18 protein-coding genes are annotated in these 23,942 nt (G+C 71.6%); 7 read left to right on the top strand and 11 right to left on the bottom strand.

Translation table 11 applies throughout. The features are described 5' to 3' along the window. Positions 1-107: 107 nt before the first annotated feature. The 11 genes from U5C87_RS00975 to U5C87_RS00925 all read right to left on the bottom strand — a co-directional run bounded on the left by U5C87_RS00975 (position 108) and on the right by U5C87_RS00925 (position 13,907). Entirely contained in the window at positions 108-1,070 is a 963-nt protein-coding gene (locus U5C87_RS00975; RefSeq protein ID WP_330474797.1) for an N-acetylglucosamine kinase, read from the bottom strand. A 13-nt stretch (positions 1,071-1,083) separates the two neighbouring features. Beyond that, positions 1,084-1,995: a carbohydrate ABC transporter permease gene (locus U5C87_RS00970; protein ID WP_330474796.1), complete on the bottom strand. Its 912-nt coding sequence runs from the start codon at positions 1,993-1,995 to the stop codon at positions 1,084-1,086. Then, entirely contained in the window at positions 1,992-2,891 is a 900-nt protein-coding gene (locus tag U5C87_RS00965; RefSeq protein WP_330474795.1) for a carbohydrate ABC transporter permease, read from the bottom strand. The genes U5C87_RS00970 and U5C87_RS00965 overlap by 4 nt, the downstream gene beginning before the upstream one ends. Positions 2,892-2,901: 10 nt before the next feature. Beyond that, entirely contained in the window at positions 2,902-4,230 is a 1,329-nt protein-coding gene (locus U5C87_RS00960; protein WP_330474794.1) for an ABC transporter substrate-binding protein, read from the bottom strand. Positions 4,231-4,354: 124 nt separating this feature from the next. Continuing rightward, positions 4,355-5,293, bottom strand: a complete 939-nt coding sequence (locus U5C87_RS00955) for an N-acetylmuramic acid 6-phosphate etherase (RefSeq protein WP_330474793.1) — start codon at positions 5,291-5,293, stop codon at positions 4,355-4,357. Between the two features lie 159 nt (positions 5,294-5,452). Next, entirely contained in the window at positions 5,453-6,352 is a 900-nt protein-coding gene (locus U5C87_RS00950) for a MurR/RpiR family transcriptional regulator (protein WP_330474792.1), read from the bottom strand. A gap of 4 nt (positions 6,353-6,356) precedes the next feature. Beyond that, positions 6,357-8,099: a serine hydrolase gene (locus U5C87_RS00945; RefSeq protein WP_330474791.1), complete on the bottom strand. Its 1,743-nt coding sequence runs from the start codon at positions 8,097-8,099 to the stop codon at positions 6,357-6,359. A 38-nt stretch (positions 8,100-8,137) separates the two neighbouring features. Beyond that, complete coding sequence (locus U5C87_RS00940; RefSeq protein ID WP_330474790.1) at positions 8,138-9,460, bottom strand: exo-beta-N-acetylmuramidase NamZ family protein; 1,323 nt, start codon at positions 9,458-9,460, stop codon at positions 8,138-8,140. Next, the gene (locus U5C87_RS00935; RefSeq protein WP_330474789.1) at positions 9,457-10,383 is read right to left on the bottom strand and encodes an endonuclease/exonuclease/phosphatase family protein; all 927 of its coding nucleotides are present in this window, start codon (positions 10,381-10,383) and stop codon (positions 9,457-9,459) included. The genes U5C87_RS00940 and U5C87_RS00935 overlap by 4 nt, the downstream gene beginning before the upstream one ends. A gap of 1 nt (position 10,384) precedes the next feature. Beyond that, positions 10,385-12,202, bottom strand: coding sequence for a glycoside hydrolase family 3 protein (locus U5C87_RS00930; protein WP_330474788.1), 1,818 nt, complete (start codon positions 12,200-12,202; stop codon positions 10,385-10,387). A 148-nt stretch (positions 12,203-12,350) separates the two neighbouring features. Continuing rightward, a complete protein-coding gene (locus tag U5C87_RS00925) occupies positions 12,351-13,907 on the bottom strand; it encodes an ATP-dependent DNA ligase (RefSeq protein ID WP_330474787.1) in 1,557 nt (518 codons plus the stop codon). 186 nt (positions 13,908-14,093) lie between these two features. Between U5C87_RS00925 and U5C87_RS00920 the strand changes: the two genes are divergently transcribed. The 7 genes from U5C87_RS00920 (at position 14,094) to U5C87_RS00890 (ending at position 23,877) form a co-directional block, all read left to right on the top strand. Further along, positions 14,094-15,104, top strand: coding sequence for an alpha/beta hydrolase (locus tag U5C87_RS00920; protein ID WP_330474786.1), 1,011 nt, complete (start codon positions 14,094-14,096; stop codon positions 15,102-15,104). Between the two features lie 187 nt (positions 15,105-15,291). Beyond that, a complete protein-coding gene (locus U5C87_RS00915) occupies positions 15,292-16,101 on the top strand; it encodes an SDR family NAD(P)-dependent oxidoreductase (protein WP_330474785.1) in 810 nt (269 codons plus the stop codon). Then, positions 16,098-16,880 carry a 3-oxoacyl-ACP reductase FabG gene (gene fabG / locus U5C87_RS00910; protein ID WP_330474784.1) on the top strand — a complete coding sequence of 261 codons (783 nt, stop codon included), beginning with the start codon at positions 16,098-16,100 and terminating at the stop codon, positions 16,878-16,880. The genes U5C87_RS00915 and fabG overlap by 4 nt, the downstream gene beginning before the upstream one ends. 1 nt (position 16,881) lies before the next feature. Continuing rightward, positions 16,882-17,916 carry a phosphotransferase family protein gene (locus U5C87_RS00905; protein ID WP_330474783.1) on the top strand — a complete coding sequence of 345 codons (1,035 nt, stop codon included), beginning with the start codon at positions 16,882-16,884 and terminating at the stop codon, positions 17,914-17,916. 1 nt (position 17,917) lies between these two features. Next, a complete protein-coding gene (locus U5C87_RS00900) occupies positions 17,918-19,138 on the top strand; it encodes an acyl-CoA dehydrogenase family protein (RefSeq protein WP_330474782.1) in 1,221 nt (406 codons plus the stop codon). Next, complete coding sequence (locus tag U5C87_RS00895) at positions 19,125-20,387, top strand: acyl-CoA dehydrogenase family protein (protein WP_330474781.1); 1,263 nt, start codon at positions 19,125-19,127, stop codon at positions 20,385-20,387. Before U5C87_RS00900 ends, U5C87_RS00895 begins: the two co-directional genes overlap by 14 nt. Positions 20,388-20,670: 283 nt before the next feature. Continuing rightward, on the top strand, positions 20,671-23,877 hold the full coding sequence (locus U5C87_RS00890; protein WP_330474780.1) for a TIM-barrel domain-containing protein: 3,207 nt from the start codon (positions 20,671-20,673) through the stop codon (positions 23,875-23,877). The last annotated feature ends 65 nt before the right edge of the window (positions 23,878-23,942 follow it).

Genomic DNA, 23,942 nt, shown 5'->3' with positions numbered 1-23,942 from the left:
CGCCGCGGCACAAAACACCCATTACGCCACCCCCGCGACGGTATCGCGGTCAGCGGCCCCACGGGCCCCTATCGCCCCACCGGTCCCACGTGCGCACCGGTCCCTGTTCACCGCGTCAGGACGTATGCCGGGTGCTCGGGCACGTGCCCCGTGTCGCGCAGTTGCCGGGCGAGGAGCAGGGCGCCGTCGAGCGCACCGCCGTGGGTGGGGGAGCGCCGGGCGCCGCGTTCGGCGAGGCGCCGGTCGAGCGCGTCCGACACTGGGGCGGCGGCGAGCAGGCCGCCCGTCGCGGCGAGGTACGGGCTCTCGAGCCCGTCGGCCGCCCGGAGCAGCGAGTCGGCGAGGTCGGTCCCGGCCTGCACGCACAGGGACTGAGCGACGGGGTCGGTCCCGGCTGCCCGCGTCACGAGCGGGGCGACGGACGCGAGGCGCTCAGGTGCATCGGCGGTGGTCATGACCAGTCGCGGCCACCCCTCAGGCGGACCGAGCAGGTCCACGGCAGCGGCCAGCAGGGCGGGCGATCCGTCGGGCAGCCCGTCGTGGGCGCGCAGGGCCGCCCGCAGGCCGGCCATGCCGAGCGCGGCCGCCGACCCGGCGTCGCCGAGCACGTGCCCCCACCCGTCGACGCGGCGCCACTGCCGGTCGAAGTCGGTGCCGAAGGCGACGGCCCCGGTGCCCGCGGCGACGACGGCCCCGGGCCCGATGCGGCCGGTCGCGCCGACGAGGCCCGCGACCGCGTCGCTGACGACGATCGTGCGCCGGGCGCCCAGGCCCTCGGCGACGGTGCGCAGCACGTCGCTGCGGTCGGCGAGGAAGAGCAGCCCACGCATGGACCACGCGAGCACCTCGGGCGCCTTTGCGCCTGAGGCGATCTCGCCGTCACCAGCGTCCAGCAGCGAACGGGCGTCGGCCACGAGGGCGGCCACGTCGATCCCGCCCGCCCCGACGCGAGCGCCGGGAGCGGCGAGCACCGGACCCGGCCCCACGGCATACGACTGGAGGCGTAGTCCCGAACCGCCGACGTCGACGGCGACGACCGTGCCGGTCGCGGACGTGCTCGGCTCGCTCACGCGGGCGACCCGGTCACTTCGCCATGCCGGCGGTGAGGCCCGCGACGATCTGCTTGGTCGCGACGAGGAAGAGCAGGATGAGCGGGATGGTCGTGATGACGAGCCCGGCAAAGACAGCCGAGTAGTTGGTCGCGTTCTCGCCGAAGAAGTTCGTCAGGCCGACCGGCAGGGTGTACTTCTCCTCTCGGCGCAGCAGCACGAGCGGGAAGAGGAAGTCGTTCCAGATCGGCACGAAGCGGAAGACCGCGACCGTCGCGAGCGCCGGGCGCACGAGCGGCACCATGATCCGCCAGAACGTCTGCCAGCTGCTCGCCCCGTCGAGGGCCGCTGCCTCCTCGAGCTCCTCGGGCAGCTGCCGGAAGAACGTCGTGAGGACGAAGATCGAGAACGGGATGCCCGACGCGGCGTACATCAGCATCAGGCCGAGGCGGGAGTCGATGAGGCCGAGCCCGTCGAAGAGGTAGAAGATCGGCAGGATCGCCAGGTGGATCGGCAGCATGAGGCCGGACAGGAAGAGGGACTCGAGCCAGCGGAAGATCCGCGACCGGCCGCGGGCGAGCGCGTAGGCCGCCATCGTCGCGACCGCCGTCGAGATGGCGACGGCACCCACGGTGACCGCGAGTGAGTTGCCGAAGTACGTCGCGAAGTTGCCGGTGGTCCACGCCTCGACGTAGCTGTCCACCGTCGGGGGAGTGGGCAGCCCGAGCGGGTCGGTGATGAGGTCGGCGTTGGTGCGGAAGCTGTTGCTCACCATGAGCAGCAGCGGCACGAGCGCCAGGGCGGCATACCCCCAGAGGAGCATGCCGGCACCCGCGCCGCCGACGGGACGGTTGGACCGCGAAGGGCGGCGGCCCCGGCGGCCCTGGGTCGTCGGGACGACCGCCTGCTCCGACGGGGCCTCGGTGGTGACGACGGCGGTGGTCATGCGGTGATCCTCCGCTCGTGACGGCGCAGCACGGCCGTGGCGGCGTAGGCGCCGCCGAAGATGATGAGGAAGAGCAGCGTCGCGAGGGCTGACGAGCTGCCGATGGCATCGGTCGCGCCGGAGTCGAACGCTGTGCGGTAGAAGAGCAGCGACACGAAGTCCGTTGCGCCCGCGGGGTTTCCGGTCGAACCGCCGAAGGCGTACGGCAGGGCGAAGGCCTCCATCGCGAAGATGAACGTCAGCACCGAGACCGTGCCGATGGCGGGCACGAGGAGCGGCAGGGTGATCTTGAAGAACGCCTGCCGGTTGGTCGCGCCGTCGACGCGGGCGGCCTCGGTCAGCTCCTCGGGGACGCCACCCAGCGCCGCGCCGTAGAGCAACACCGGGAAGCCGATCCACTGCCACACGCTGACGAGGATGACGACCCAGATCGCGGTCTTCGGGTCGCCGAGCCACGGGAGGGCCCACGACTCGAGGCCGACCTTGGTGAGCAGCGTGTTGACGGGCCCGAAGGTCGGCGACAGCAGCAGGGTCCAGAGGTAGCCGATGACGATCGGGCTGACGAGGTAGGGCATCGCGTAGAGCGTCTGCAGCACCCGACGGCTGCGCGGTCGGCTGTAGAGCAGGTAGGCGATCGTCAGGCCGAAGGTGTTCTGGATGAGCATCGTGCCGAGGAAGAAGAGCACGTTGTGCAGCAGGGCCTGCGGCAGGTCGGTCGTGAAGGGGGCCCGGGTGAAGAGCGTCACGAAGTTCTGGGCCCCCGCGAACTCTCCGCGAGTCGTGCCCTGCCACTGGAAGAAGGCGTAGGAGAACGCCGTCACCATCGGGTAGAGCACGAACACCGCGAAGAGCGCGAGCGCCGGCGCGACGAAGACCAGGCCGGTGCGGCGCCTCATGCGGGATCCGTCACGCGCTCGGCTTGAACCAGGTCTTGACACCCGTGTCGAGGTCCTGGCTGACGCCGGCGGCGTCCTTGGAGCCGAGCAGCATCTGCTGCAGGCCCTTGCCCAGCAGGTCGGTGCCCGACGGTGCGCCGTAGCGGAAGTCGGTGAGCAGCAGGTACGGCGACCCGGAGTTGTTGTAGTTGTCGCTCATCTGCTTGAGCAGCGGGTCGGTCGGCTCGACGCCCGGCACGGCCGAGATCTGCTTGATGTCGTCGTTGACCATCTGTCCGAACTCCTTGGAGGTCATCCACTTGACGAGCTCCGTGGCCTCGTTGGGGTGCTTCGACTTGGCGGAGACGGCGAAGTTGCCATCGGCCCATCCTGCCGTCGTCGCGCTCGAGCCGCTCGGCGAGCCCGGGGCCGGCGGCACCTGGAAGATGCCGATCTTCATGCCGGGGTTGGCCTTCTGCAGGACCGACAGGTCGAAGCTGCCGCCCGGGATCATCGCGGCCTTCTCGGCAGAGAAGAGCGTCTGGGCGTCGGTCTGGGCGACGCCGGTGACGTTCTTGGGCATGTACTTCTCGAGGTCGCCGACGACCTTGACGGACGCTACCCAGTCGGGGTCGGTGAAGGACTTCTTGCCCGACAGGACCTCGCTCTGGAAGGCCTTGCCGCCGAAGCGCGAGCCGGCGAGCACCTCGTGCACGATCGGCAGCGTCCAGTCGTCCTTGGCGCCGACGGCGATCGGCGTGACGCCGGCCCCCATGAGCTTGTCGTTGGCGGCGAGGAACTCGTCCCACGTCGTCGGGGCCTTGAGGCCGAACTTGTCGAAGAGGCCCTGGTTGTAGAACATCTGGACCGTCTGGCGGGCGAGCGGCACGGAGTAGGTCTTGCCGTCCTCCTTGCCCTTGGCGCTCGCGACGACGTTCTCGTCCCAGCCGGCCAGGTCGACCTTGCCGTCGAGGGGCAGCAAAGACTTGCTCGCGACGGTGCCCTGCAGCTGGCCGTAGGAGCGCACCTGCGGCACGTCGGGGCCGCTCGAGCCGGCCAGGCCGGTGGCGAGGATCTTGTTGTACTCCGTCGCCTTGAAGGCCTTGAAGTCGACGTTGACGTTGGGGTGGGCCTTCTCGTAGGCGTCGAAGATCTTGTTGTATGCCGCCTCGTCCTCCACGCGCCACGACCACACCGTGAGGGTGACCTTGCCGTCACCACCCGCGTCGGTGGAGTCCGAGGAGCCCGACGAGGAGGGCGAGCAGGCGGTCACGAGCAGGGCTCCGGAGAGCGCGGCGATCGTGAGGACCGTGCGGCGTGCGCGCCGCGACGAGCCGGGAGGGCGTGAGGCGAACGTCATGGTGGTGCTCCTGTCGGGTTCTGCGAGGTGCCTCGGGTGGGCACGGGGGTGGGGTGAGGGGGACCGGGGTCGGGCTCGAGGCTTCGTGTCGTGTCGTGTCGGGTGGTGTGGGGCGGGTGCGGCGTCAGGCGGTGGGCTCGGCGGCGGCCTGCGGGACCTGGCCGCCCAGGGAGGCCAGGGCACGGGCGACCGAGCCGTCGTGGGCGGAGATGGCGTCGCGGGCGGTCGTGGCGTCGACGCCGGCGAGCATGGACAACAGCGCGGGCTTCAGCTCGCCGTCCGCGGCGTCCAGTGCGTCGCGGGCCTGGTCGGCGTCGGCGCCGGTGGCCTCGCGGAGGATGCGCAGGACCCGGCCGCGGAGCTTGGCGTTCGTCGCGACGACGTCGACCATGAGGTTGCTCCACGTGCGGCCGAGCCGGATCATCACCGCGGTCGAGAAGGAGTTGAGGACGAGCTTCTGGGCGGTGCCAGCCTTGAGGCGGGTCGAGCCGGTCAGGGCCTCGGGGCCGGTGCGCACGGCGAGCAGGATGTCGGCGTGGACGGCGAGCTCGGCGGCCGGGTTGGCCGTGACGAGGGCGGTCACGGCGCCCACCTCGCGGGCCCGCGCGAGAGCGCCGGCCACGAACGGCGTACGCCCTGAGGCCGTGAGCCCGATGGCGACGTCGCCGGGTCGGAGGGCGTCCGCCTCGGACCGGCCGAGGTCGACGTCGTCCTCGACGTTCTCGACGGCCTGGAGGAGTGCCTCGGGCCCGCCGGCGTGGTGGGCGACGACGAGACCGGCGGGGGCGTTGAAGGTGGGGCGCAGCTCGGCCGCGTCGAGCACCGCGAGGCGGCCGGACGTGCCGGCGCCGAAGTAGTGGACGGTGCCGCCGGCGCGGAGCGACTCGACGGCCAGGTCGACGAGGCGGGCCAGGTCGGGCAGGACCTCGCTGACGGCCCGGGCGACGGTGGCGTCCTCCGCGTTGAGCGCCCGGAGGATGTCGAGGGAGGTGTGGGTGTCGATGGACGTCGTCCCCGGATGGCGCTCCTCGGTGGGGGCGTCCACGGTCACCTCGCTGCTCACCCGAGCGAGGTTAGTTTCCTACGCCCGAGGCGTCAATGCTGTAAATGAGTAACATTCCGGTCACGTCGACCCGGGTCGGTGCCAGGGGCCGCGCTTCGCGTCTCGTGAAGCCGGTTGCCCAGCTGCGTATGCCGCGAGGCGCAGTCCCTGGCTCGAGGGTCAGTCGGTGACGTGGTGGCCGGCGACGGCCTCGCGCGTGTCGGCGACGGCCTTGCGGGCCCGGCGCAGGTTGCGCTGGGCGACGGCGATGTAGAGGCAGTCGATGACCGTGAGCGCGGCGATGCGGCTGGCCGTCGCGCCCGAGCGCAGGCTCGTCTCTCGCGCGGCGGTGGTGAGCAGGAAGTCCACGCCCGACGCGAGCCGCGAGAGCGGGAAGTTCGTGATCGCGACGGTGCGTGCACCCGTGGAGCGCGCGGCCGCCAGCGCCTCGATGGTCTCGGACGTCGTGCCGGAGTGGGAGATCCCGACGGCGATGTCGCCCGGGCCGAGCAGGGTGGCGCTCGTCAGGGCGATGTGGGGGTCGTTCCAGGCGAAGGCGACGATGCCGATGCGGTGCAGTTTCTGCTGAAGGTCCGTGCCCACTATGGCGCTCGCGCCGATGCCGTAGATGTCGACGCGGCCGGCCTTGGCGATGGCGGCGGCGGCGGACGCGAGGGCCTCGCGGTCGAGCTGCTGGGCGGTCTCCTCCACGGCGCTCGCGTCGGTGAAGGCGACCTTGGCGATGATGTCGTCGATGGTGTCGCTCGCGCTGATGTCGGTGCCGCTCCGGTTCATCGTGCGCGGGTGCGCCGACTCCTCGGCGAGGGCGAGCCGCAGCTGGGGGTAGCCCGGGAGCCCGAGCCGGCGGCAGAAGCGCAGCACCGTCGTCTCGGAGGTGCGCGCCGCGGTGGCGAGCTCGCTGATGGTGAGCCCGGCCGCGCGGCGCGCGTCGGCGAGGACGATGTCGGCGACACGGTCCTCGGCTGGTGACAGCGAGGGCTTGATCCCCCGCAGGCGGATGAGCAGCGATGCACTCGCGGCGCCTGCGGGGGACGAGGCCCCGTCCTCGGTCCTGGGCATGGGCCTACGCTACGGCGTCGCGACCGGACAGGCGCCATCCGTCTGCGGTGAAGGCGTCCGGTGTCTTCTCGCCGTCGAGCAGGACGCCGCCCGGCCCCTGGACGACGACGTCGTCGACGGCGACGCCGCGTCCGAGGTAGCCGCCGTCGGTCGTGTGCCGCCAGCGCAGCTGCTGCGAGCCGGCGGGCAGGTCGGCCCGGACCTGCACCCAGCGTCTGGTGCCGGAGCCGGAGACGACGCCGTCGGCGGTCTCGGTGGTGCCGCGGTCGACGACGTCGAAGGGCAGCGCCGTCCACGTTGCGCCACCGTCGGTCGAGCGCTCGAGGTGGAGCAGGTCGGTCTCCTCGGTGTCGAGGAAGAGATCGAAGCCGAGCCGGGCGCCGCGTGGGCCCACCGGCAGGGCCGGTGTCGTGAGCGTGGTCGTCGTCGCGTTGTCGCCGCCGGTGAACCAGGCGGTGTCGCCGTGGCGGGGGCGGATGGCCATCGCCGCCGCGAGCCCGTGCGCCCACTCACGCCGCGCGAGGTTGATCGATCCCCAGTTGCGGGACGGGTGCACGCGGTTGGTGAGCAGGATGGCGAACGAGCGGGACGTGAAGTCGATGACGATCGAGGTGCCGGTGTAGCCGGTGTGGCCGGCGGTGCGCGGGCCGCTCAGGGCGTCCATGTACCAGCGCTGGTCGAGCTCGAAGCCGAGACCGTGGGAGTCGCCGGGGAAGGCCTCGTTGAAGTTGGTGATGAGGGCCTCGACGCTCTTGCGGCTGAGGATGCGCTCGCCGCGGTAGGCGCCGCCGTTGAGCAGGGCCTGCGACAGGACCGCGAGGTCGTCGACGGTGGAGAAGACGCCGGCGTGACCGGCGACGCCGCCGAGGGACCAGGCGTTCTCGTCGTGGACCTCGCCGCGCACCATGCCGCGCGGCGGGGCCGTCTGGTACTCCGTGGCGGCCGCGCGGGCCTTGTCGGTCGGGTTGTAGCCCGTGTCCTTCATGCCGAGCGGCGCGGTGATGCGGTCGTGCACGACGGCGTCGAGCGGCTCGCCCCGCAGCTTCTCGACCATGACGCCGAGGGTGATGAGGTTGAGGTCGCTGTAGAGGTAGGTCGAGCCCGGCGCGTTGGTGAGCGGCTGGTCCATGACGGCCTTGATGCGCGAGGCCTTGTCGGGCCACTTGCTCCACAGCGGGAGCCACGACGTGAAGCCCGACGTGTGCGTCAGCAGCTGGCGCACGGTGACGGACTCCTTGCCGTTCGCCGCGAACTCGGGGAGGTAGGCCGCCACCGGGCTCTCGAGGGAGACGCGGCCCTCCTCGATGAGCTGGACGACGGCGATCGAGGTGAAGAGCTTCGAGACCGAGGCGAGGTCGAAGATCGTGTCGGTGCGCATCGGCTCCCACTGGTCGCGGGGGAGCTCGGTGGTCGCGTCGGCGTAGCGCAGCGCCCAGCCGCTCGCGTCCCGCTCGACGATGCGGCCCTCGTGGCCCATGATCCCCACGGCGCCGGCGAAGAGGGGGTGCCCGCTCGCGTCCACCTGCTCGTGGCCGTGGATCTGCGCCACGGCCTCGGCGATGGGTGCCGGGTCGAGGCCGACCGACGCGGGGCTCGGGTCGGACAGGACGGTGTTGGGCGGGGCGAAACCACGGTCGGGCTTGCTGAAGTCGTCGGCCGCGGCGCGGCCGGCGGGGCCGGCCGTCACGAGGCTGCCCGCGAGGGCGAGGCTGCCGAGGGCGGCCGGGACGAGGGTGCGCAGTCGCATGTCACTCCTGGATTGTCGGGGACGCGTGGGGTGCGCGCTCAGGCCGCCGGGCCGCGGTAGATGAGGTACTGACGGCGGCGGGCGTCGAACGCCGCGAGCTCGTCCTGCCAGGCGCCGACGACCTCGTCGGCGGGGGCGCCGGCCGAGATCTGGGTGCGCAGCCGCTGCGAGCCGGTCAGCTTGTCGATCCAGTACGGCCGGGCCGGGTCGTAGGAGTCGTAGCGCCACTCGAACTCGCTGTAGAGCGCCTTGGCCGCCACGAGCATCTCGACGGTGGATCGGATCGGGTCGAAGGTCGCGGGGTCGGTCACGTGGACCTGCACGCCGCCGCAGACCTTGCCCGTGTGCTTGCTGAAGGTCGGGGAGAAGTAGGCCTCGCGGAAGCCGACGCCCGGGAGGTCGAGCGCTGCGAGACGTTCAGCCCACTTGTAGTCGACGAACGGTGCTCCGACGAGCTCGAACGGCCGCGTCGTGCCACGGCCCTCCGAGAGGTTGGTGCCCTCGAACATCCCGGTGCCCGGGTAGACCAGCGCGGTGTCGGGAGTCGGCATGTTGGGACTCGGCATGACCCACGGCAGGCCCGTGACGGCATACGGCACGTCCCGTCGCCAGCCCTTGACCTCGATGACGGACAGCTCGGTGAGCCGGCCGCCCGCGTCGGCGGTGAGGAACTCGCCGTCGAAGTAGCGGGCGAGCTCGCCGACCGTCATGCCGTGCGCCTGGACGATCTCCTTGGCGCCGACGCCGGAGCTCCACGGCGTCGTCATCATCGGGCCGATCGCCTTGCCGCCGATGGGGTTCGGGCGGTCGAGCACGACGAAGCGGGCGCCGACGGCGACGGCCGCGCGCATGGCCGTGTACATCGTCCAGATGTAGGTGTAGAAGCGCGCGCCGACGTCCTGGATGTCGAAGACGACGGTCTCGACGCCCGCCGTGCGGAAGAGCGTCGTCATCTTGGCCGCGTTGGCGCCGTAGGCGTCGTAGACCATGAGCCCGGTGCGCGGGTCGGTGTGGTTGCCCTCGGAGTCGCCGGCCTGCGCCGTGCCGCGGAAGCCGTGCTCGGGGCCGAAGACGCCGACGATGTCGACGGCGCCGGACTCGTGCATCTCGTCGACGACGGTGCGCAGGTTGGTGAGGATGCCGGTCGGGTTGGTGATGACCCCGACCTTCTGTCCCGAGAGGGCGGACCACTTCGCGGCGGCCGCGCTCTGGGCACCCGTCGTCACCGGGTTGTTGGGGTAGTTGCTGGCGTATGCCGTCGGGCCGGTCTGTGCTGCAACGGAACCCGCGGCGGTGGCGGGGATGGCGACGGCGCCGAGGGCGCCGGCGGTGAGCAGCTGCCTGCGGTTGAGGTTGGTCATCTGGAGCTCTCCGATCCTTGGTCGAGCAGGACGGTCGCGGCGACAGCTCGGTGGTCGCTCGCGCCGACGAGGGTGGGGTCGTGGGCGGTGGTCGCGTCGATGACGTCGATGCCGGGGGAGACCGCGACGAGGTCGATGCGCTTGGTGGGGTTGATGGCGGGGTAGCTGAGGCCCGGCTCGCCGTCGCGGGTCGGCGCCACGGCCCACGCGTCACGCAGGCGGGTCCAGAGCCCTGCGAGCTCGGGGGCGCTCGCGTCGGCGTTGAGGTCGCCGAGGAGCACCTGGTTGGCGCCGACCGGGTCGTCGCCTAGGACGGCGACGGTGTCGGCGACCTGGAGCCGCCGGACCGTGGGGTCACCCCGGTAGTCGAGGTGGGTGACGTAGACGTGGGTACGGGCGCCACCGATCTGGATGGTCGCCTCGAGGAAGCCCGGGGCCGGCGCGGGCACCGGGTTCGGGTCCTGTGTCGACAGACGCGTCAGGTCGTGGTTCTCGACGGCGACGACCGGGTGCCGCGATAGCAGCGCGACGCCGAACTCCCGGCGGGGTGCGCCCGGTGTCGGCGGGTCGAGGCTGTAGATCGGGGCGAAGGCGGTGCGCATGCCGAGCCGGCGACCGAGCTCGGCGACCGTGTCCTCCCAGTGGCTGCGGTCGCCCCAGTGGACGTCCGCCTCCTCGAGGCCGACCACGTCGGCGTCGAGCGCACGGATGGCGGCTGCCGTCCGGTCGAGGTCGTAGACGTTGTCGCTGCCCGCCCCGGCGTGGATGTTGTAGGTCGCGACGACCGCACGGACGGGCGGAACGCTCTGGCCGGTCGGCGGGTTCGCGCTGCCGAGGTCAGCGCTGGCGGGCAGCGCAGCGGTGGCCGTGGCCGTGGCGACGACGAGTGCCGTCGCCACGGCCATCCGCTTCAGGGCGCTCATCTCAGTAGGTGAGGCCGTGGCCGAAGGGGTAGAGGACGGTGTCCGGGTCCCCGGCGACGGGGATGTCGACGGGCAGCGACGCGGTCGGGGTGACGTCGCCGACGATGACGCGTGCTGCGGCCTCGATGGCGACGGGGCTGTAGGAGTACGTCGCGACGTAGGTCGGAGCGCTCGTGAAGTAGGCGATGTCGTAGGGGTCGCGCACGGCGACGACGACGACCGTCGTCCCGGTGGCGAGCAGCTGCTTGACGAGCTTCTGCTGGCCGCCGCGCTTGTCGGTGACGCTGGTGTCCCACGCCTTCATCGTGGTGACGACGACGACGTCCTTGTCGGCGGCAGCGGCCACGGCGGCTGCGACCTGGGTATCGGTGGGGGACGTGCCGGTCTGGACCGTCTGGACGGTGGCGCCCTTGGCGGTCAGCGCCGCCGCCAGGGTGGCCGTGGTCGAGACGCCGTAGCCCGTGACGAGGACCTTCTTGCCCTTCGGGGCGATCGGCAGCGCCTTGGCGTCGTTCTTGACGAGCGTCGTCGTGCGGTCCGACACGGAGTCGGCGGCTGCGAGGTGCGACGGGGTGCCGACGACGGACGGGACGGCGCTCGGGTCGGCGTACGGTCGCGCCACGATGCCGCGGCGGTACTTCAGGCTCAGGACACGGCGGACCTTGGCGTCGACGTCCTCCTGCGGGATGCGGCCGCTGCGGACTGCGTCGAGGACGGCGGCGAAGGCGTCGTCCATGGCCGGCGTCATGAGCAGCTGGTCGACGCCGGCGAGGAGGGCGCGCACGGCGACCTCGGCATCGCCGTAGAGGTCACGGACGCCCTGCATGGCCAGCGAGTCGGTGACGATGACGCCCGTGTAGCCGAGCTCGTGGCGCAGCAGATCCGTCATGATCGGCTTGCTCAGCGTCGCGGGGTTGCCCGAGTCGTCGAGCGCGGGGAACGACAGGTGCGCCGTCATGATCATGTCGATCTGCTCGTTGATCGCTGCCTTGAACGGCGGTGCGTCGATGGCTTCCCACTGCTCGCGCGTGTGGGTGATGACCGGGAAGGCGACGTGGCTGTCGGTCGCGGTGTCGCCGTGACCGGGGAAGTGCTTGGCCGAGGAGGCCACCTTGCCGTCACGCTGGTAGCCGGCGACCTGCGCCGCCGCCAGCTCGGCGGCGAGCTCGGGCCGCGACGAGAACGACCGGGTCCCGATGACCGGGTTGAGCGGGTTGACGTTGACGTCGCAGTCGGGCGCGAAGTTCGTGTTGACGCCCATGGCCAGCAGCTCCATGCCGGTGATCGCCGCGGCGGTGCGGGCGTCGGCGGCGCTGCGGCCGGCGCCGAGGGCCATCGACCCGGGGAACTGGGTGGCGGGCGGGCCGATGCGGGTGACGACGCCCTGCTCCTGGTCGGTGGCGATCTGGAGCGGGATGCGGACCTTGCTCGACTGCGTCAGGGCCGCCTTCTGCAGGCCGTTGGAGAGGCCGACGATCTGGTCGGGGTCCTGCACGCTGTCGGTCCAGGCGAAGTAGATGACGCCACCGAGGTGGTACTTCTGCACGACCTCGGCCGGGCTCGCGACGCCGTAGAGCGGCAGGTTGCGGCTGTCCGGCGTCGTGGCGTCCTTGCCGTAGACGTTCTGGATGAAGAGCTGGCCGACCTTCTCCTCCAACGTCATCCGGGCCATCGTCGAGGTGACCCAGCCGTTCTCCCCGGCCACGGCCGCAGGGGAGGAGGTCGAGGCGGCGCGGGCGCTGCCGGCCGCCGCGCCGGCCGCTGCAGCGGCGAGACCGCCGGCGATGACGGAGCGACGCGAGAGATCGGACATGGTCATGGTGCCTCCAGAAGATGTGAAGAAATGACGCAATCTGCCTTCCGGGCGGAACTTACCTACGTACCGAGGCGTAGGCAACAGATAGCGACGACCGGTCCGGTGGACAGCACGCTCCGGACGACTCGTCAGGGCGACTCCCGCCCGAGCGTCACCAGCCGGCGAGCGACCTCACGGTCTGCACGGTGTCGATCTCCGAGACGGGCTTGTCGTCGCGGTAGCGCAGCACCCGGGCGAAGCGCAGCGCCATGCCGCCGGGGTAGCGCGTCGACCTCTGCACGCCGTCGAAGGCGATCTCGACGACCTGCTCGGGCCGCAGGCTGACGACCCAGCCGCTCTCGTCGACCGGGTCGACGGCGAGCTCCCGGAAGCGCTCCGTCTGCCACGCGAGCATCTCGTCGGTCATGCCCTTGAAGGTCTTGCCGAGCATGACGAGCTCGCCCGTCTCGGCGTCGCGCGCCCCGAGGTGGATGTTGGACAGCCACCCCTTGCGTCGGCCGCTGCCCCACTCGACGGCGAGCACGACGAGGTCGAGGGTGTGCCGGGGCTTGACCTTGACCCAGCCCGGACCGCGCCGGCCGGCGGCGTACGGCAGGGCGGGGTCCTTGACGACCACGCCCTCGTGACCCGCGGCGACGAGGTCGCTGAAGAACTGCTGGGCCCGCTCGGGGTCGTCGGTGCTCTCGCGCGGCACGAGCCACGCGGGCGGCACGGTGCGCCCGAGGTGGCTCCAGCGCACGTGGGCCGGCTCGTCGAGCAGGTCGGCGCCGTCGAGGTGGAGCACGTCGAAGAAGAAGGGCGTCAGCGGCACCTCCTCGCGCAGCCGCTCGACGTCGGCGCTGCTGGCCGTGCGCGCGCCCGTGACCTGGAAGGGCTGGGGGCGACCACCCTCACCGAGCGCGATGACCTCGCCGTCGAGCACGAGCGTCTCCACGTCGAGCGCCGCGAGCGCCTCGGTGATCTCGGGCATCCGGTCGGTGACCTCGTCGAGCGTGCGTGTGAAGAGGCGCACCGTGCCGGGGCTCGTGCGGTTGTCGACGTGGGCCTGCAGGCGTATGCCGTCCAGCTTGGTCTCGACGACGACCTCGCCCCCCAGCGTGGCGAGGGCCGCGGCGACGTCGGGCGCGGAGCCTGCCAGCATCGGCCGCAGCGGGCGACCGACCTCGAGCGTCATCGCCTCGAGGGCCGGGGCGCCCCCGGTGAGCGCGGCGCTCGCGACGGGACCGGCGAAACCGGCCAGCATCACGGCACGGCGGACGGCGGCGTCCGGCACCTCGGCCGCCTTGGCGACGGCCTGCAGCATGACCCCGTCCCCGGCGCCCTGACGGGTCTCGCCGGTGATGAGGCCGCGCAGCCACGCCTGCTCGTCGGCGGTCGCACGCGCGAACAGGTCGCGGACGGCAGCCGACCGCGCGGCCGCCGAGCCCGAGCCGCCGATGCCGGCGATCGCCGAGGCAGCCGCGTCGACCTCCTCGACCGTGAGGGTCGAGGTCTCGGCCGGGTCGGGCAGGCCCTGCAGGCCGCGCCAGCTCACGCCGATGCGCCGCTGGGGGAGCGTGCCCGACAGGTGCGCCGTGACGACCTCGACCACCTCGGGCCCGTCCTCCGCGGCGCGCTTCAGGCAGGTGGCCAGCGCCTCGACCTTGGCCGTGCGCGACGACGTGGCGGCGACGGTGTGCGAGGTGGCGACGACGTCCGAGAGCTGCATGACCTGATCCTGCCCGCTCCCACCCACATCCAACCCTTCCCCAACCGTCGAGAGGCCAACGTTTGCGGGTGCCCCACCGTCGAGAGGCCAACGTTTGCGGGTGCCCCACCGTCGAAAGGCCAGACTTTGCGGGTGTGGCACCGTCGAGAAGCCGACGTTTGCGGGTCACCGGACTAGATTCGCGACATGGTAGGCATCGTCGACCGGGCCCGCGGTCTGGCACGCAGGGTCGGACTGGGCACGGCGACCGCGGCCGGCGCGCTGCTCGTGACCGCCCGGACGACGCCCTGGCCGTCGGCGCTGCTCATCCGGGCCGTCTTCGACCGCGGAGCGGCACGGGCGAGCTCCGCCATTGAGAAGCACGTCCCGGGCGACCTCGTCGAGGTGGTCGACGAGGCCTACGACATCGCGTCCCCCGACGGGAGGCTCGACGTCTTCCGCCCGGCCCGTGACGAGCCGTTGCCCACGGTCGTCTGGGTCCACGGAGGGGCGTTTGTGTCGGGATCCAAGACCGACGTCGCCAACTACCTCCGCGTGCTCGCCGGCCGCGGGTTCACGACGGTCGGGGTCGACTACTCGATCGCGCCAGGCTCGCGCTACCCCACGCCCGTCAAGCAGGTGGCCGCTGCGCTGGCCCACCTCGTCGACCACGCCGACCGTCTCGGCGTGGACCCCGGCCGCATCGTCCTGGCGGGCGACTCGGCCGGTGCCCAGATCGCCGCGCAGGTCGCGCTGCTCGTCAGCGACACGGCATATGCAAGGGACGTCGGCATCGACGTGGACCTGCCTTCTGAGGCGCTCAAGGGCCTCGTACTGTTCTGCGGCGCCTACGACTTCACCCTCGCGCAAGGGTCGACCCGGCTCGGCAGCTGGCTGATCGACACGGCCATCTGGTCCTACCTCGGCTCGAGCCGGCGCCACGACGAGCGCACCACCCGCCAGGGCTCGGTCCCGGGGCACGTCACGCCGTCGTTCCCTCCGACCTTCGTCTCCGCCGGCAACGGCGACCCGCTGCTCCCGCACACCCACGCGCTCGTCGAGGCTCTCGACCGGCACGGCGTCGACCACGACGCCCTGCTCTACGCCGACGACCACGAGCCGCGGCTCGGCCACGAGTGCCAGTTCGACCTCGACAGTGCGGAAGGGCGGGAGGCGCTCGACCGGGCCGTCGCGTTCGTCCACCGCGTCACCGGCTGAGGGACCCGCAAACTCTGGCCTCTCGATGGGGCGGGACCCGCAAACTGTGGCCTCTCGAGGGGGCGGCACCCGCAAACTGTGGCCTTTCGACGGTTGAGGGTGTGGGGGGCCGGGGGAGCGGCTCTTGACGGGGAGGGGCTACTGTCGTCAAGGTAAGCAAGCGCTTAGTCCCCTTGCGAGGAGCAGCATGCCCGACACCGCCGTCGTCACCGGAGCCGCCCGGGGGATCGGTCGCGCCATCGCGACCCGACTCACGCGCGAGGGCTGGCAGGTCGTCGTCGCCGACCTCGACGCCGCGGAGCTGCAGTCCGTGGCCGACGAGACGGGGGCGCTCGCCGTCCCCGGCGACACGTCGACCGACGCCGGCGTGCGCCACCTCGTCGACACGGCATACGACCACCTCGGTCACGTCGACGTCTTCTTCGCCAACGCGGGCATCGGCACCCTCAAGGGGCTCGACGCCTCCGACGACGAGTGGGGCCGCACCCTCGAGACCAACGTGCTCGCCCACGTGCGCGCCGCCCGACACCTCGTGCCGCGCTGGCTCGACGCCGGTGGTGGTCGTCTCGTCGTGACCGCTTCTGCCGCAGGGTTGCTCACGATGCTCGGGGATGCGCCCTACTCCGTGAGCAAGCACGCGGCGGTCTCGTTCGCCGAGTGGTTGAGCGCGACCTACCGGCACCGCGGCATCGTCGTGCAGGCCATCTGCCCCCAGGGCGTGCAGACCCGGATGCTCGACGGCTCCGGCCCGCTCAAGGACCTCCTCACCCTGGACGCGACACTCACGGTCGACGAGGTCGCCGACGCCGCGTGGCAGGCGCTCGCGACCGACGCCTTCTACGTGCTCCCGCACCCCGAGGTGAGCGGCTACTACGAGCAGCGCGCCGCCCGCCCCGACGCCTGGCTCGCCGGCATGAACCGGCTCCAGCAGAAGCTCGACCACCAGACCCACCTCTCCACCACCCCGACCTCCACCCCGACCCAGGAGAACGCATGACCGACCAGCCGACCACCGCCGCCACGACCACCCAGCGCACCGCCATCGTCACGGGCGCCGCGCGCGGCATCGGCGCCGCCGTCGCCAAGCGCCTCGCCTCTGACGGGTATGCCGTGGCCGTCCTCGACCTCGACGAGTCGGCTTGCGCCGCAGTCGTCTCCGAGATCGAGTCCGCGGGCGGCAAGGGACTCGCCGTGGGTGTCGACGTGTCCGACGAGGCCGGCGTCGCAGCCGCCGTCGAGCGCGTCGCCACCGAGCTCGGCGCCCCGACCGTGCTCGTCAACAACGCCGGCATCATCCGCGACAACATGCTCTTCAAGATGACCGCGGACGACTGGGACGCCGTCATGAACGTCCACCTCCGCGGCTCGTTCCTCATGACCCGCGCGACGCAGAAGCACATGATCGACGCGAAGTTCGGCCGCATCGTCAACCTCAGCTCCACCTCGGCGCTCGGCAACCGCGGCCAGGCCAACTACTCCGCTGCCAAGGCCGGCCTGCAGGGCTTCACCAAGACGCTCGCCATCGAGCTCGGCAAGTTCGGCGTCACGGCCAACGCCATCGCCCCGGGCTTCATCGCGACGGACATGACCCGTCAGACGGCCGAGCGCATGGGCATCACGTTCGAGCAGTTCCTCGAGGGCGCCGCCAAGGAGATCCCCGTCGCGCGCGTCGGGCAGCCCGAGGACATCGCTGCGACTGCGTCCTTCCTCGTGCGTGAGGAGGCCGGGTTCGTCTCGGGCCAGGTCATCTACGTCGCCGGCGGACCGAAGGACTGACGTGACGGACGCCGACCGCACCGACCCGCCGGGACTGCCGCTCGACGCGCTCCGGGGCTTCCTCGACCGTGCGGCCCCCGGCCTGCTCGACGGGCCGCTGACCGGGCGGGTCGTGGCGGGCGGCAAGTCCAACCTCACCTACGAGGTGGGCGACGGCACGAGCACCGTCATCGTGCGCCGCCCGCCCCTGGGCCACGTGCTCGCCACCGCGCACGACATGGTGCGAGAGCACCGCGTCATCACCGCGCTGCGCGACACCGCCGTCCCCGTCCCGATCACGTATGCCGTGTGCGAGGACCCCGACGTCATCGGCGCCCCGTTCTACGTCATGGAGCGCGTCGCGGGCACGCCCTACCGCTTCGAGGCGCAGCTCCAGCCGCTCGGCGGGGAGCGGGTGCGCGCCATCAGCGAGCGCATGGTCGACACGCTCGTCGCCCTGCACGCCGTCGACCCCGCCGAGGTCGGTCTCGCCGACTTCGGCCGTCCCGAGGGCTTCCTCGAGCGGCAGGTCCGGCGCTGGAAGCAGCAGCTCGACGCCTCCCGCAGCCGCGACCTGCCCGGCATCGACGAGCTGCACCAGCAGCTCGCGGGTTCCGTTCCGACGCAAGGCGATCCGACCATCGTCCACGGCGACTTCCGTCTCGACAACCTCCTCGTCACGACCGACGACGAGGTGTCGGCGGTGCTCGACTGGGAGATGGCTACGATCGGCGACCCGCTCACCGACGTGGCGCTGCTCGAGGCCTACCAGCGGCTGCCGCTCCTCATGGACTCCGTCGCAGTCTCCGACGTCTCGCGGGCGCCGGGCTTCATCAGCGGACCCGAGCTGCGCCAGCGGTATGCCGCAGCGAGCGGCCGCGACCTCGGGCACCTCTCGTTCCACCTCGGGCTCGCCTACTTCAAGCTCGCCGTGATCCTCGAGGGCATTCACTACCGCTACACGCAGGGCCAGACCGTCGGCGGCGGCTTCGCCACGATCGGCGAGGCCACCGTCCCCCTCGTCACGGCCGGCCTCGCCGCCCTCAAGGAGAGCTGACATGGACTTCGGATTCGACACTCGCACCGAGGAGCTGCGCCGGTCGCTGCTCACCTTCATGGACGAGCGCATCGTGCCGTCGCTGCCCGTCTTCGACGAGCAGGTCTCGGCGCTGCCCGACCGGTGGGCGTGGAGCACCGCGCCCGTGCTGCAGGAGCTGCGGCAGGAGGCTCGCGACCTCGGACTGTGGAACGTCTTCCTCCCCGGCGAGCACGGCGCCGGCCTGACCAACCTGCAGTACGCCCCGCTCGCCGAGATCACCGGCCGCTCCATCCGCCTCGCCCCGGCCGTCCTCAACTGCGCCGCTCCCGACACCGGCAACATGGAGGTGCTCACGCAGTTCGGCAACGCCGAGCAGCAGGAGCGATGGCTGAAACCCTTGCTGCGCGGTGAGATCCGCTCGGCGTTCGCGATGACCGAGCCCGACGTCGCCAGCAGCGACGCGACCAACATCGAGCTGTCGATCCGCAGGGACGGCGACGACTACGTCATCAACGGCCGCAAGTGGTGGATCACCGGGGCGATGAACCCCGAGTGCGAGATCTTCATCGTCATGGGCAAGACCGACCCGTCGGCCGAGCGGCACCGTCAGCAGTCGATGGTCCTCGTCCCGCGCGATGCCCCCGGCGTCGAGGTCGTCCGCGGCATGGAGGTCTTCGGCTACGACGACCACGACCACGGCGGCCACGCCGAGCTGCGCTTCACCGACGTCCGCGTGCCGGTGAGCAACCTCATCGGCGAGGAGGGCACCGGCTTCGCCATCGCCCAGGCCCGCCTCGGCCCCGGCCGCATCCACCACTGCATGCGCTCGATCGGCCTCGCCGAGGTCGCCATCGAGGCCATGTGCCGGCGCGCGTCCGAGCGGGTCGCCTTCGGCCGCCCGATCGCCGAGCAGGGTGTCGTCCGCGACTGGATCGCCGAGTCCCGCGTGCGCATCGAGCAGCTGCGCCTGCTCGTGCTCAAGACCGCGTGGCTCATGGACACCGTCGGCAACAAGGGCGCCCACACCGAGATCCAGGCCATCAAGATCGCGACGCCCAAGACCGTCGAGTGGATTCTCGACAAGGCCATCCAGACCCACGGCGCCGCCGGGCTCAGCCAGGACACCGAGCTCGCCGCCGCCTTCGCAGGCATCCGCACCCTCCGCTTCGCCGACGGTCCCGACGAGGTGCACAAGAACGCTCTCGCCAAGGCCGAGCTGCGGAGGTATGCCGCCCGCTGACCTCCGCGGGACGGCATACGCCCGCTCGTCCACCGACTGCACGACCACTCCAGCCGACCGCACGACGAAGGGACCGACGATGGACTTCGACCTCAGCGCCGAGGAGCGCGAGATCCGTGACTGGGTGCGCACCTTCGTGCGCAAGGAGATCGTGCCGCTCGAGCCGCAGGTGCTCGAGCGTGAGCGGCGGGGCGAGCGTGGCCTGACGGCCGAGGAGCTGAAAAGCCTTCAGGACAAGGCTCGCTCGTCCGGCTTCTTCGGCATCCAGACGCCGGAGAGCCACGGCGGCATGGGGCAGGGCGCCGTCGTCGCGGCGCTCATCGAGATCGAGCTGGGCCGGTCGTTCGTGCCGTTCCGCTTCGCCGGCGAGGCCGACAACATCCTCTTCTCGGCGACCGAGGAGCAGCAGGAGACCTACCTGCGCCCGACCATCGAGGGCACGCGGAGGTCGTGCTTCGCCATCACCGAGCCGGGCGCCGGCTCCGACGCGCGAGCCATCCGCACGAGCGCCCGCCGCGAGGGTGACGAGTGGGTCATCAACGGCGAGAAGACCTTCATCACCGGCGGCCACGAGGCCGACTTCGTCATGGTCTTCGCCGTGACGGACAAGGAGAAGGGCGCCGACGGCGGTGTGACGTGCTTCCTCGTCGACCGTGACCGCGGCTGGACGAGCACCCCGATCGACACGATGGGCGAATGGGGGCCGGCGGCGCTCGTCTTCGACGACGTCCGGGTGCCGCACTCGGCGATCCTCGGCGAGGAGGGCAAGGGCTTCGAGCTCGCCATGCGCTGGATCGGCAAGGGCCGCTACATGCTGCCGGCCCGCGCGCTCGGCTCGTGCGAGCGGCTCGTCGAGATGGGCATGGAGTGGGCCCGCAACCGCGTCACCTTCGGCCAGCCCATCGCCGAGCGGCAGGCCATCCAGTGGATGGTCGCCGACTCCGCCGTCGAGATCGAGGCGCTGCGCTGGCTCGTGCTCACGGCCGCGTGGCAGGTCGACCGCGGCCTCGACTCGCGCCAGTCCCAGTCGATGGCCAAGCTCTACGGCGGCGTCAAGGCCAACGAGATCGTCGACCGCGTGCTGCAGATGCACGGCGGAATGGGCTACACCAGAGAGCTGCCCGTCGAGCGGTGGTACCGCGAGCTGCGGCTGCTGCGCATCTACGAGGGCACCGACGAGATCCAGCGCCGCACCATCGCCCGCAACCTGCTCAAGGGGCACGTGTCGGTGCGCGGGCACCTCGGCTGACGCGACGTCCGCGACCCGGCCACACGGCATACGTCCTCGCCACGCCGGCCGGTCCGGGCCGGGCCGGCGCGTCGGCACCCTCCCGCCCTGACCACCGGACAGGCCAACCGGACACAAACGGTTCTGGCGTGGCCGAGGACGCTGTGGCGTGCTCCGATGGCGATCGGGCGGCGCGCGCTGGGGCGCGTCGTGGAGCAGGAGGACGACGATGTTCGCAGCGAGACGCAGGCCCGGAGCCGCAGTGCGGGCGACCGGTCTGGGGGTTGCCCTGAGCGCCCTGGCCGTGGTCGCGACCAGCCTGACCGGCGGCGCGGGAGCAGCTGTGGGCGCACCGTCGAGCGGCGACTCGGCGACGGTCGTGCGCGACGGCAGGACGGCGACGGTCACGGCCGGCAAGGCCCGCTTCGAGGTCCTCTCGCCCACCCTGATCCGTACGGAGTACGCCGGTGACGGCCGCTTCGAGGACGCCGGCACCTTCAACGTGGTCGGTCGCGACGCCTTTGCCCCCACGGCCTACACGACGACCCGGGCCGACGGCTGGCTGACGATCGCCACGTCGAAGGTGACGTTGCGCTACCGGCTCGACTCCGGGCCCTTCAACGACGCGAACCTCGACATCGCCCTCGAGGCGGGGCGGCAGGCGGTCACTGCGTCGCCCTGGCCCGCGGAGGTGCTGTGCCGGACGGGGGTGCGGTGCGAGGCCGAGGACCAGCGTCTCGACGGCCCTGGTCTCGCCACCGACCACACCGGGTACTCCGGCACAGGGTTCGCTGCCGGATTCTCCGGCACGGGCGATGCCCTCGACCTCACCGTCGTCGCTGCGGCCGAAGGGGACTACGACGTCGCGGTCCGCTACGCCAACAACCGTGGCGGTGACGGCCAGCTCGTGACGCGTTCCCTGACGGCCACCGTCGACGACGCCGGCGGGCAGAGCATCTCGCTCCCGGCGACCGCGTCCTGGGACACGTGGGCGGTCGCCCGCGTCCCCGTGCACCTGACGGCAGGACGTCACACACTGAGCATCAGCCGCGAGTCATCGGACTCGGGCAACGTCAACGTCGACAACGTCGCAGTGCTGCCGAGGGGAGCCGCCTACCCGGCCGCAGCACCGCCCCCGGCTCCGGTCGACTGCTCCTTCGGCACGCTCTGCGAGGCCGACTCGGGGGTCCTGGCCGGAGGAGCTCGCACGGCGACGGACCACGACGGCTACTCGGGCGACGGGTTCGTCGCCGGGCTCGAGCGCGTCGGGTCGTCGGACATCCTGACGGTGAAGGGAGTGCCGGCTGCCGGTACCTACTCGCTCCAGCTGCGCTACGCGAACCACCTCGCCGGCAGCGCACCCCTGCAGACCCGCTCGATGTCGGTGACCGCCAACGGAGGTGCCTCGATGACGGTCGACCTGACGGCGACGAGCAGCTGGCGCAACTGGCGGACCGTGAGCACCGAGGTGTCACTCGTCGCGGGTGACAACACCATCGCTCTCGGCTGCCCGACGACGACGAGCTGCAACGTCAACCTCGACACCGTGGCGGTCACCCCGACGTCGGCGCCTCTCCTGGCCCCGCACGCACCGCTCGGCGGCTATCGGCGCGGGCTCGACAACGTCGACGGCGAGACCCGGACGGCCCCCGGGCTGCTCTACCAGGACGGGTGGTCACTCCTCGACGACACCGCTTCGGCCCTCTGGGACCCCAGCACCCAGAAGGTGACCCAGCGACCCGTGCACGGCGCCGAGGGCTACCAGGACGGTTACGTCTTCGCGTACGGCCAGGACTACCCCGCCGCGTTGCAGGACCTCTCGACGCTCACCGGCTCGACGAAGCTCATGCCGCGCTGGACCTACGGGGTCTGGTACTCCGAGTACTTCGACCGGACCCAGAGCGAGTTCCTCGCGATCCTCGACCGGGCACGCAAGGAGAGCATGCCGCTCGACGTCATCGTCGTCGACACGGACTGGAAGGCCGGCAACCCCTGGAACGGGTGGGAGGTCGACACCACGAAGCTGCCCGACGTCCACGGTTTCATCGACACCCTGCACGGCCAGGGAGTGCACACCTCCTTCAACATCCACCCGAGCATCAGCGGGAACGACCCGAGGTACCCCGCGGCACAACAGACCGCCGGTGGCGCCCTGAAGCCCGGCTACTGCGGAGGCGGAGCTCCCGACTGCCACGTCTTCGACTGGGGTGACCCGAGGCAGCTGAAGTCCTACCTCGACCTGCACCAGCCGCTCGACGCCGACCTCGACTTCTGGTGGCTCGACTGGTGCTGTGACAGCTCGTCGGCGAGCAGTCTCGCCGGCGTCACCCCGGACGCGTGGATCAACCAGCAGTACGCCACGAGGAGCGCCCCGAGCACGGAGCGCGGTTTCGCCTTCTCGCGGGCCTACGGCTCGCTGCAGGCAGGTGGCTACGGCAACCCGACAGCGGTGCCGACCGGGCCGTGGGCCGACAAGCGCACCACGATGCACTTCACCGGTGACACGATCTCCGACTGGCAGACGCTGCACTACGAGATCGGTTACACCCCAGGGGAGTCCGTTGCCACCGGCAACGCCTCGGTGACGCACGACATCGGTGGGCACACCGCGGGCGAGCGGTTGCCGGGTGCCGAGCCGGGCTCGACGCAGCTCTCCGCAGCGCTCTACGCCCGCTGGGTCCAGCTCGGCACGTTCCAACCCTTCCAGCGGCTGCACTCCAACCACAGTGACCGGCTGCCCTGGCAGTATCCGGCAGCCGCGGGAGCGTCGGCGACGAAGTTCCTCAACCTGCGTGAGCGGCTCGTGCCCTACACCTACACGCTCGCCCGCGAAGCGACGGAGACCGGGACTCCCATCGTGCGCCCGCTCTACCTGCAGTACCCGGCAGAGCAGGAGTCCTATGCCCTCGCCGGGAGCGAGTACCTCTACGGCCCGGACGTCCTCGTCGCGCCGGTGAGCTCGCCGGGGGACACCGCGACCACGAGCGTGTGGTTCCCGACGGGCAGCACGTGGACCGACTGGTTCACGGGCAAGACCTACCAGGGCGGCACGACCGCGAAGATCACGACCGGCCTGTCGACGATGCCCGTCTTCGTCCGGTCCGGGGGCATCGTGACGACGCGCACCGACGACGTCGCCAACGACGCCGCGAAGCCTCTCGACACTGCCACGGTGACCGTCGCGACGGGAGCCGAGGGCCGAGCGTCGCTCTACGAGGACGACGGCGAGTCGGCCGACCTCAGCAGGAGCGCCACGACCGTGATCGACTATGCCGAGAACGGACCGAACCACCGGCTCACCATCGGTCGCACCGAGGGCACGTACGTCGGCCAGCCGGTGAGCCGCACGTGGACCGCGACCTTCCTCGGCGCCGACGCGCCGGCGGTGGTCCAGGTCGACGGGCACCGGCTCTCTCCGAGCTCGTGGACCTACGACAGGGCGACGCGGACGCTGACGGTGAAGACGCCGGTGCGCCCGCTCGCGAAGAAGGTGGTGATCAGCTACCGGTGACGGCGGGCGCGACGTCCGCGACCCGGCCACACGGCATACGTCCTCGGGCGGCGAAACCACCCACC

The sequence above is a fragment of the Terrabacter sp. C0L_2 genome, from assembly GCF_036352015.1.
Classification (GTDB): domain Bacteria; phylum Actinomycetota; class Actinomycetes; order Actinomycetales; family Dermatophilaceae; genus Terrabacter; species Terrabacter tumescens.
This window is presented reverse-complemented; position numbering and strand designations above follow the sequence as displayed.

Coding starts and splice junctions, on each gene's coding strand:
- U5C87_RS00970 (WP_330474796.1), bottom strand. CDS start 1,995: ATGACCACCGCCGTCGTCACCACCGAGGCCCCGTCGGAGCAGGCGGTC.
- U5C87_RS00965 (WP_330474795.1), bottom strand. CDS start 2,891: ATGAGGCGCCGCACCGGCCTGGTCTTCGTCGCGCCGGCGCTCGCGCTC.
- U5C87_RS00960 (WP_330474794.1), bottom strand. CDS start 4,230: ATGACGTTCGCCTCACGCCCTCCCGGCTCGTCGCGGCGCGCACGCCGC.
- U5C87_RS00950 (WP_330474792.1), bottom strand. CDS start 6,352: ATGCCCAGGACCGAGGACGGGGCCTCGTCCCCCGCAGGCGCCGCGAGT.
- U5C87_RS00945 (WP_330474791.1), bottom strand. CDS start 8,099: ATGCGACTGCGCACCCTCGTCCCGGCCGCCCTCGGCAGCCTCGCCCTC.
- U5C87_RS00940 (WP_330474790.1), bottom strand. CDS start 9,460: ATGACCAACCTCAACCGCAGGCAGCTGCTCACCGCCGGCGCCCTCGGC.
- U5C87_RS00935 (WP_330474789.1), bottom strand. CDS start 10,383: ATGAGCGCCCTGAAGCGGATGGCCGTGGCGACGGCACTCGTCGTCGCC.
- U5C87_RS00930 (WP_330474788.1), bottom strand. CDS start 12,202: ATGACCATGTCCGATCTCTCGCGTCGCTCCGTCATCGCCGGCGGTCTC.
- U5C87_RS00925 (WP_330474787.1), bottom strand. CDS start 13,907: ATGCAGCTCTCGGACGTCGTCGCCACCTCGCACACCGTCGCCGCCACG.
- U5C87_RS00920 (WP_330474786.1), top strand. CDS start 14,094: ATGGTAGGCATCGTCGACCGGGCCCGCGGTCTGGCACGCAGGGTCGGA.
- U5C87_RS00915 (WP_330474785.1), top strand. CDS start 15,292: ATGCCCGACACCGCCGTCGTCACCGGAGCCGCCCGGGGGATCGGTCGC.
- fabG (WP_330474784.1), top strand. CDS start 16,098: ATGACCGACCAGCCGACCACCGCCGCCACGACCACCCAGCGCACCGCC.
- U5C87_RS00900 (WP_330474782.1), top strand. CDS start 17,918: ATGGACTTCGGATTCGACACTCGCACCGAGGAGCTGCGCCGGTCGCTG.
- U5C87_RS00895 (WP_330474781.1), top strand. CDS start 19,125: ATGCCGCCCGCTGACCTCCGCGGGACGGCATACGCCCGCTCGTCCACC.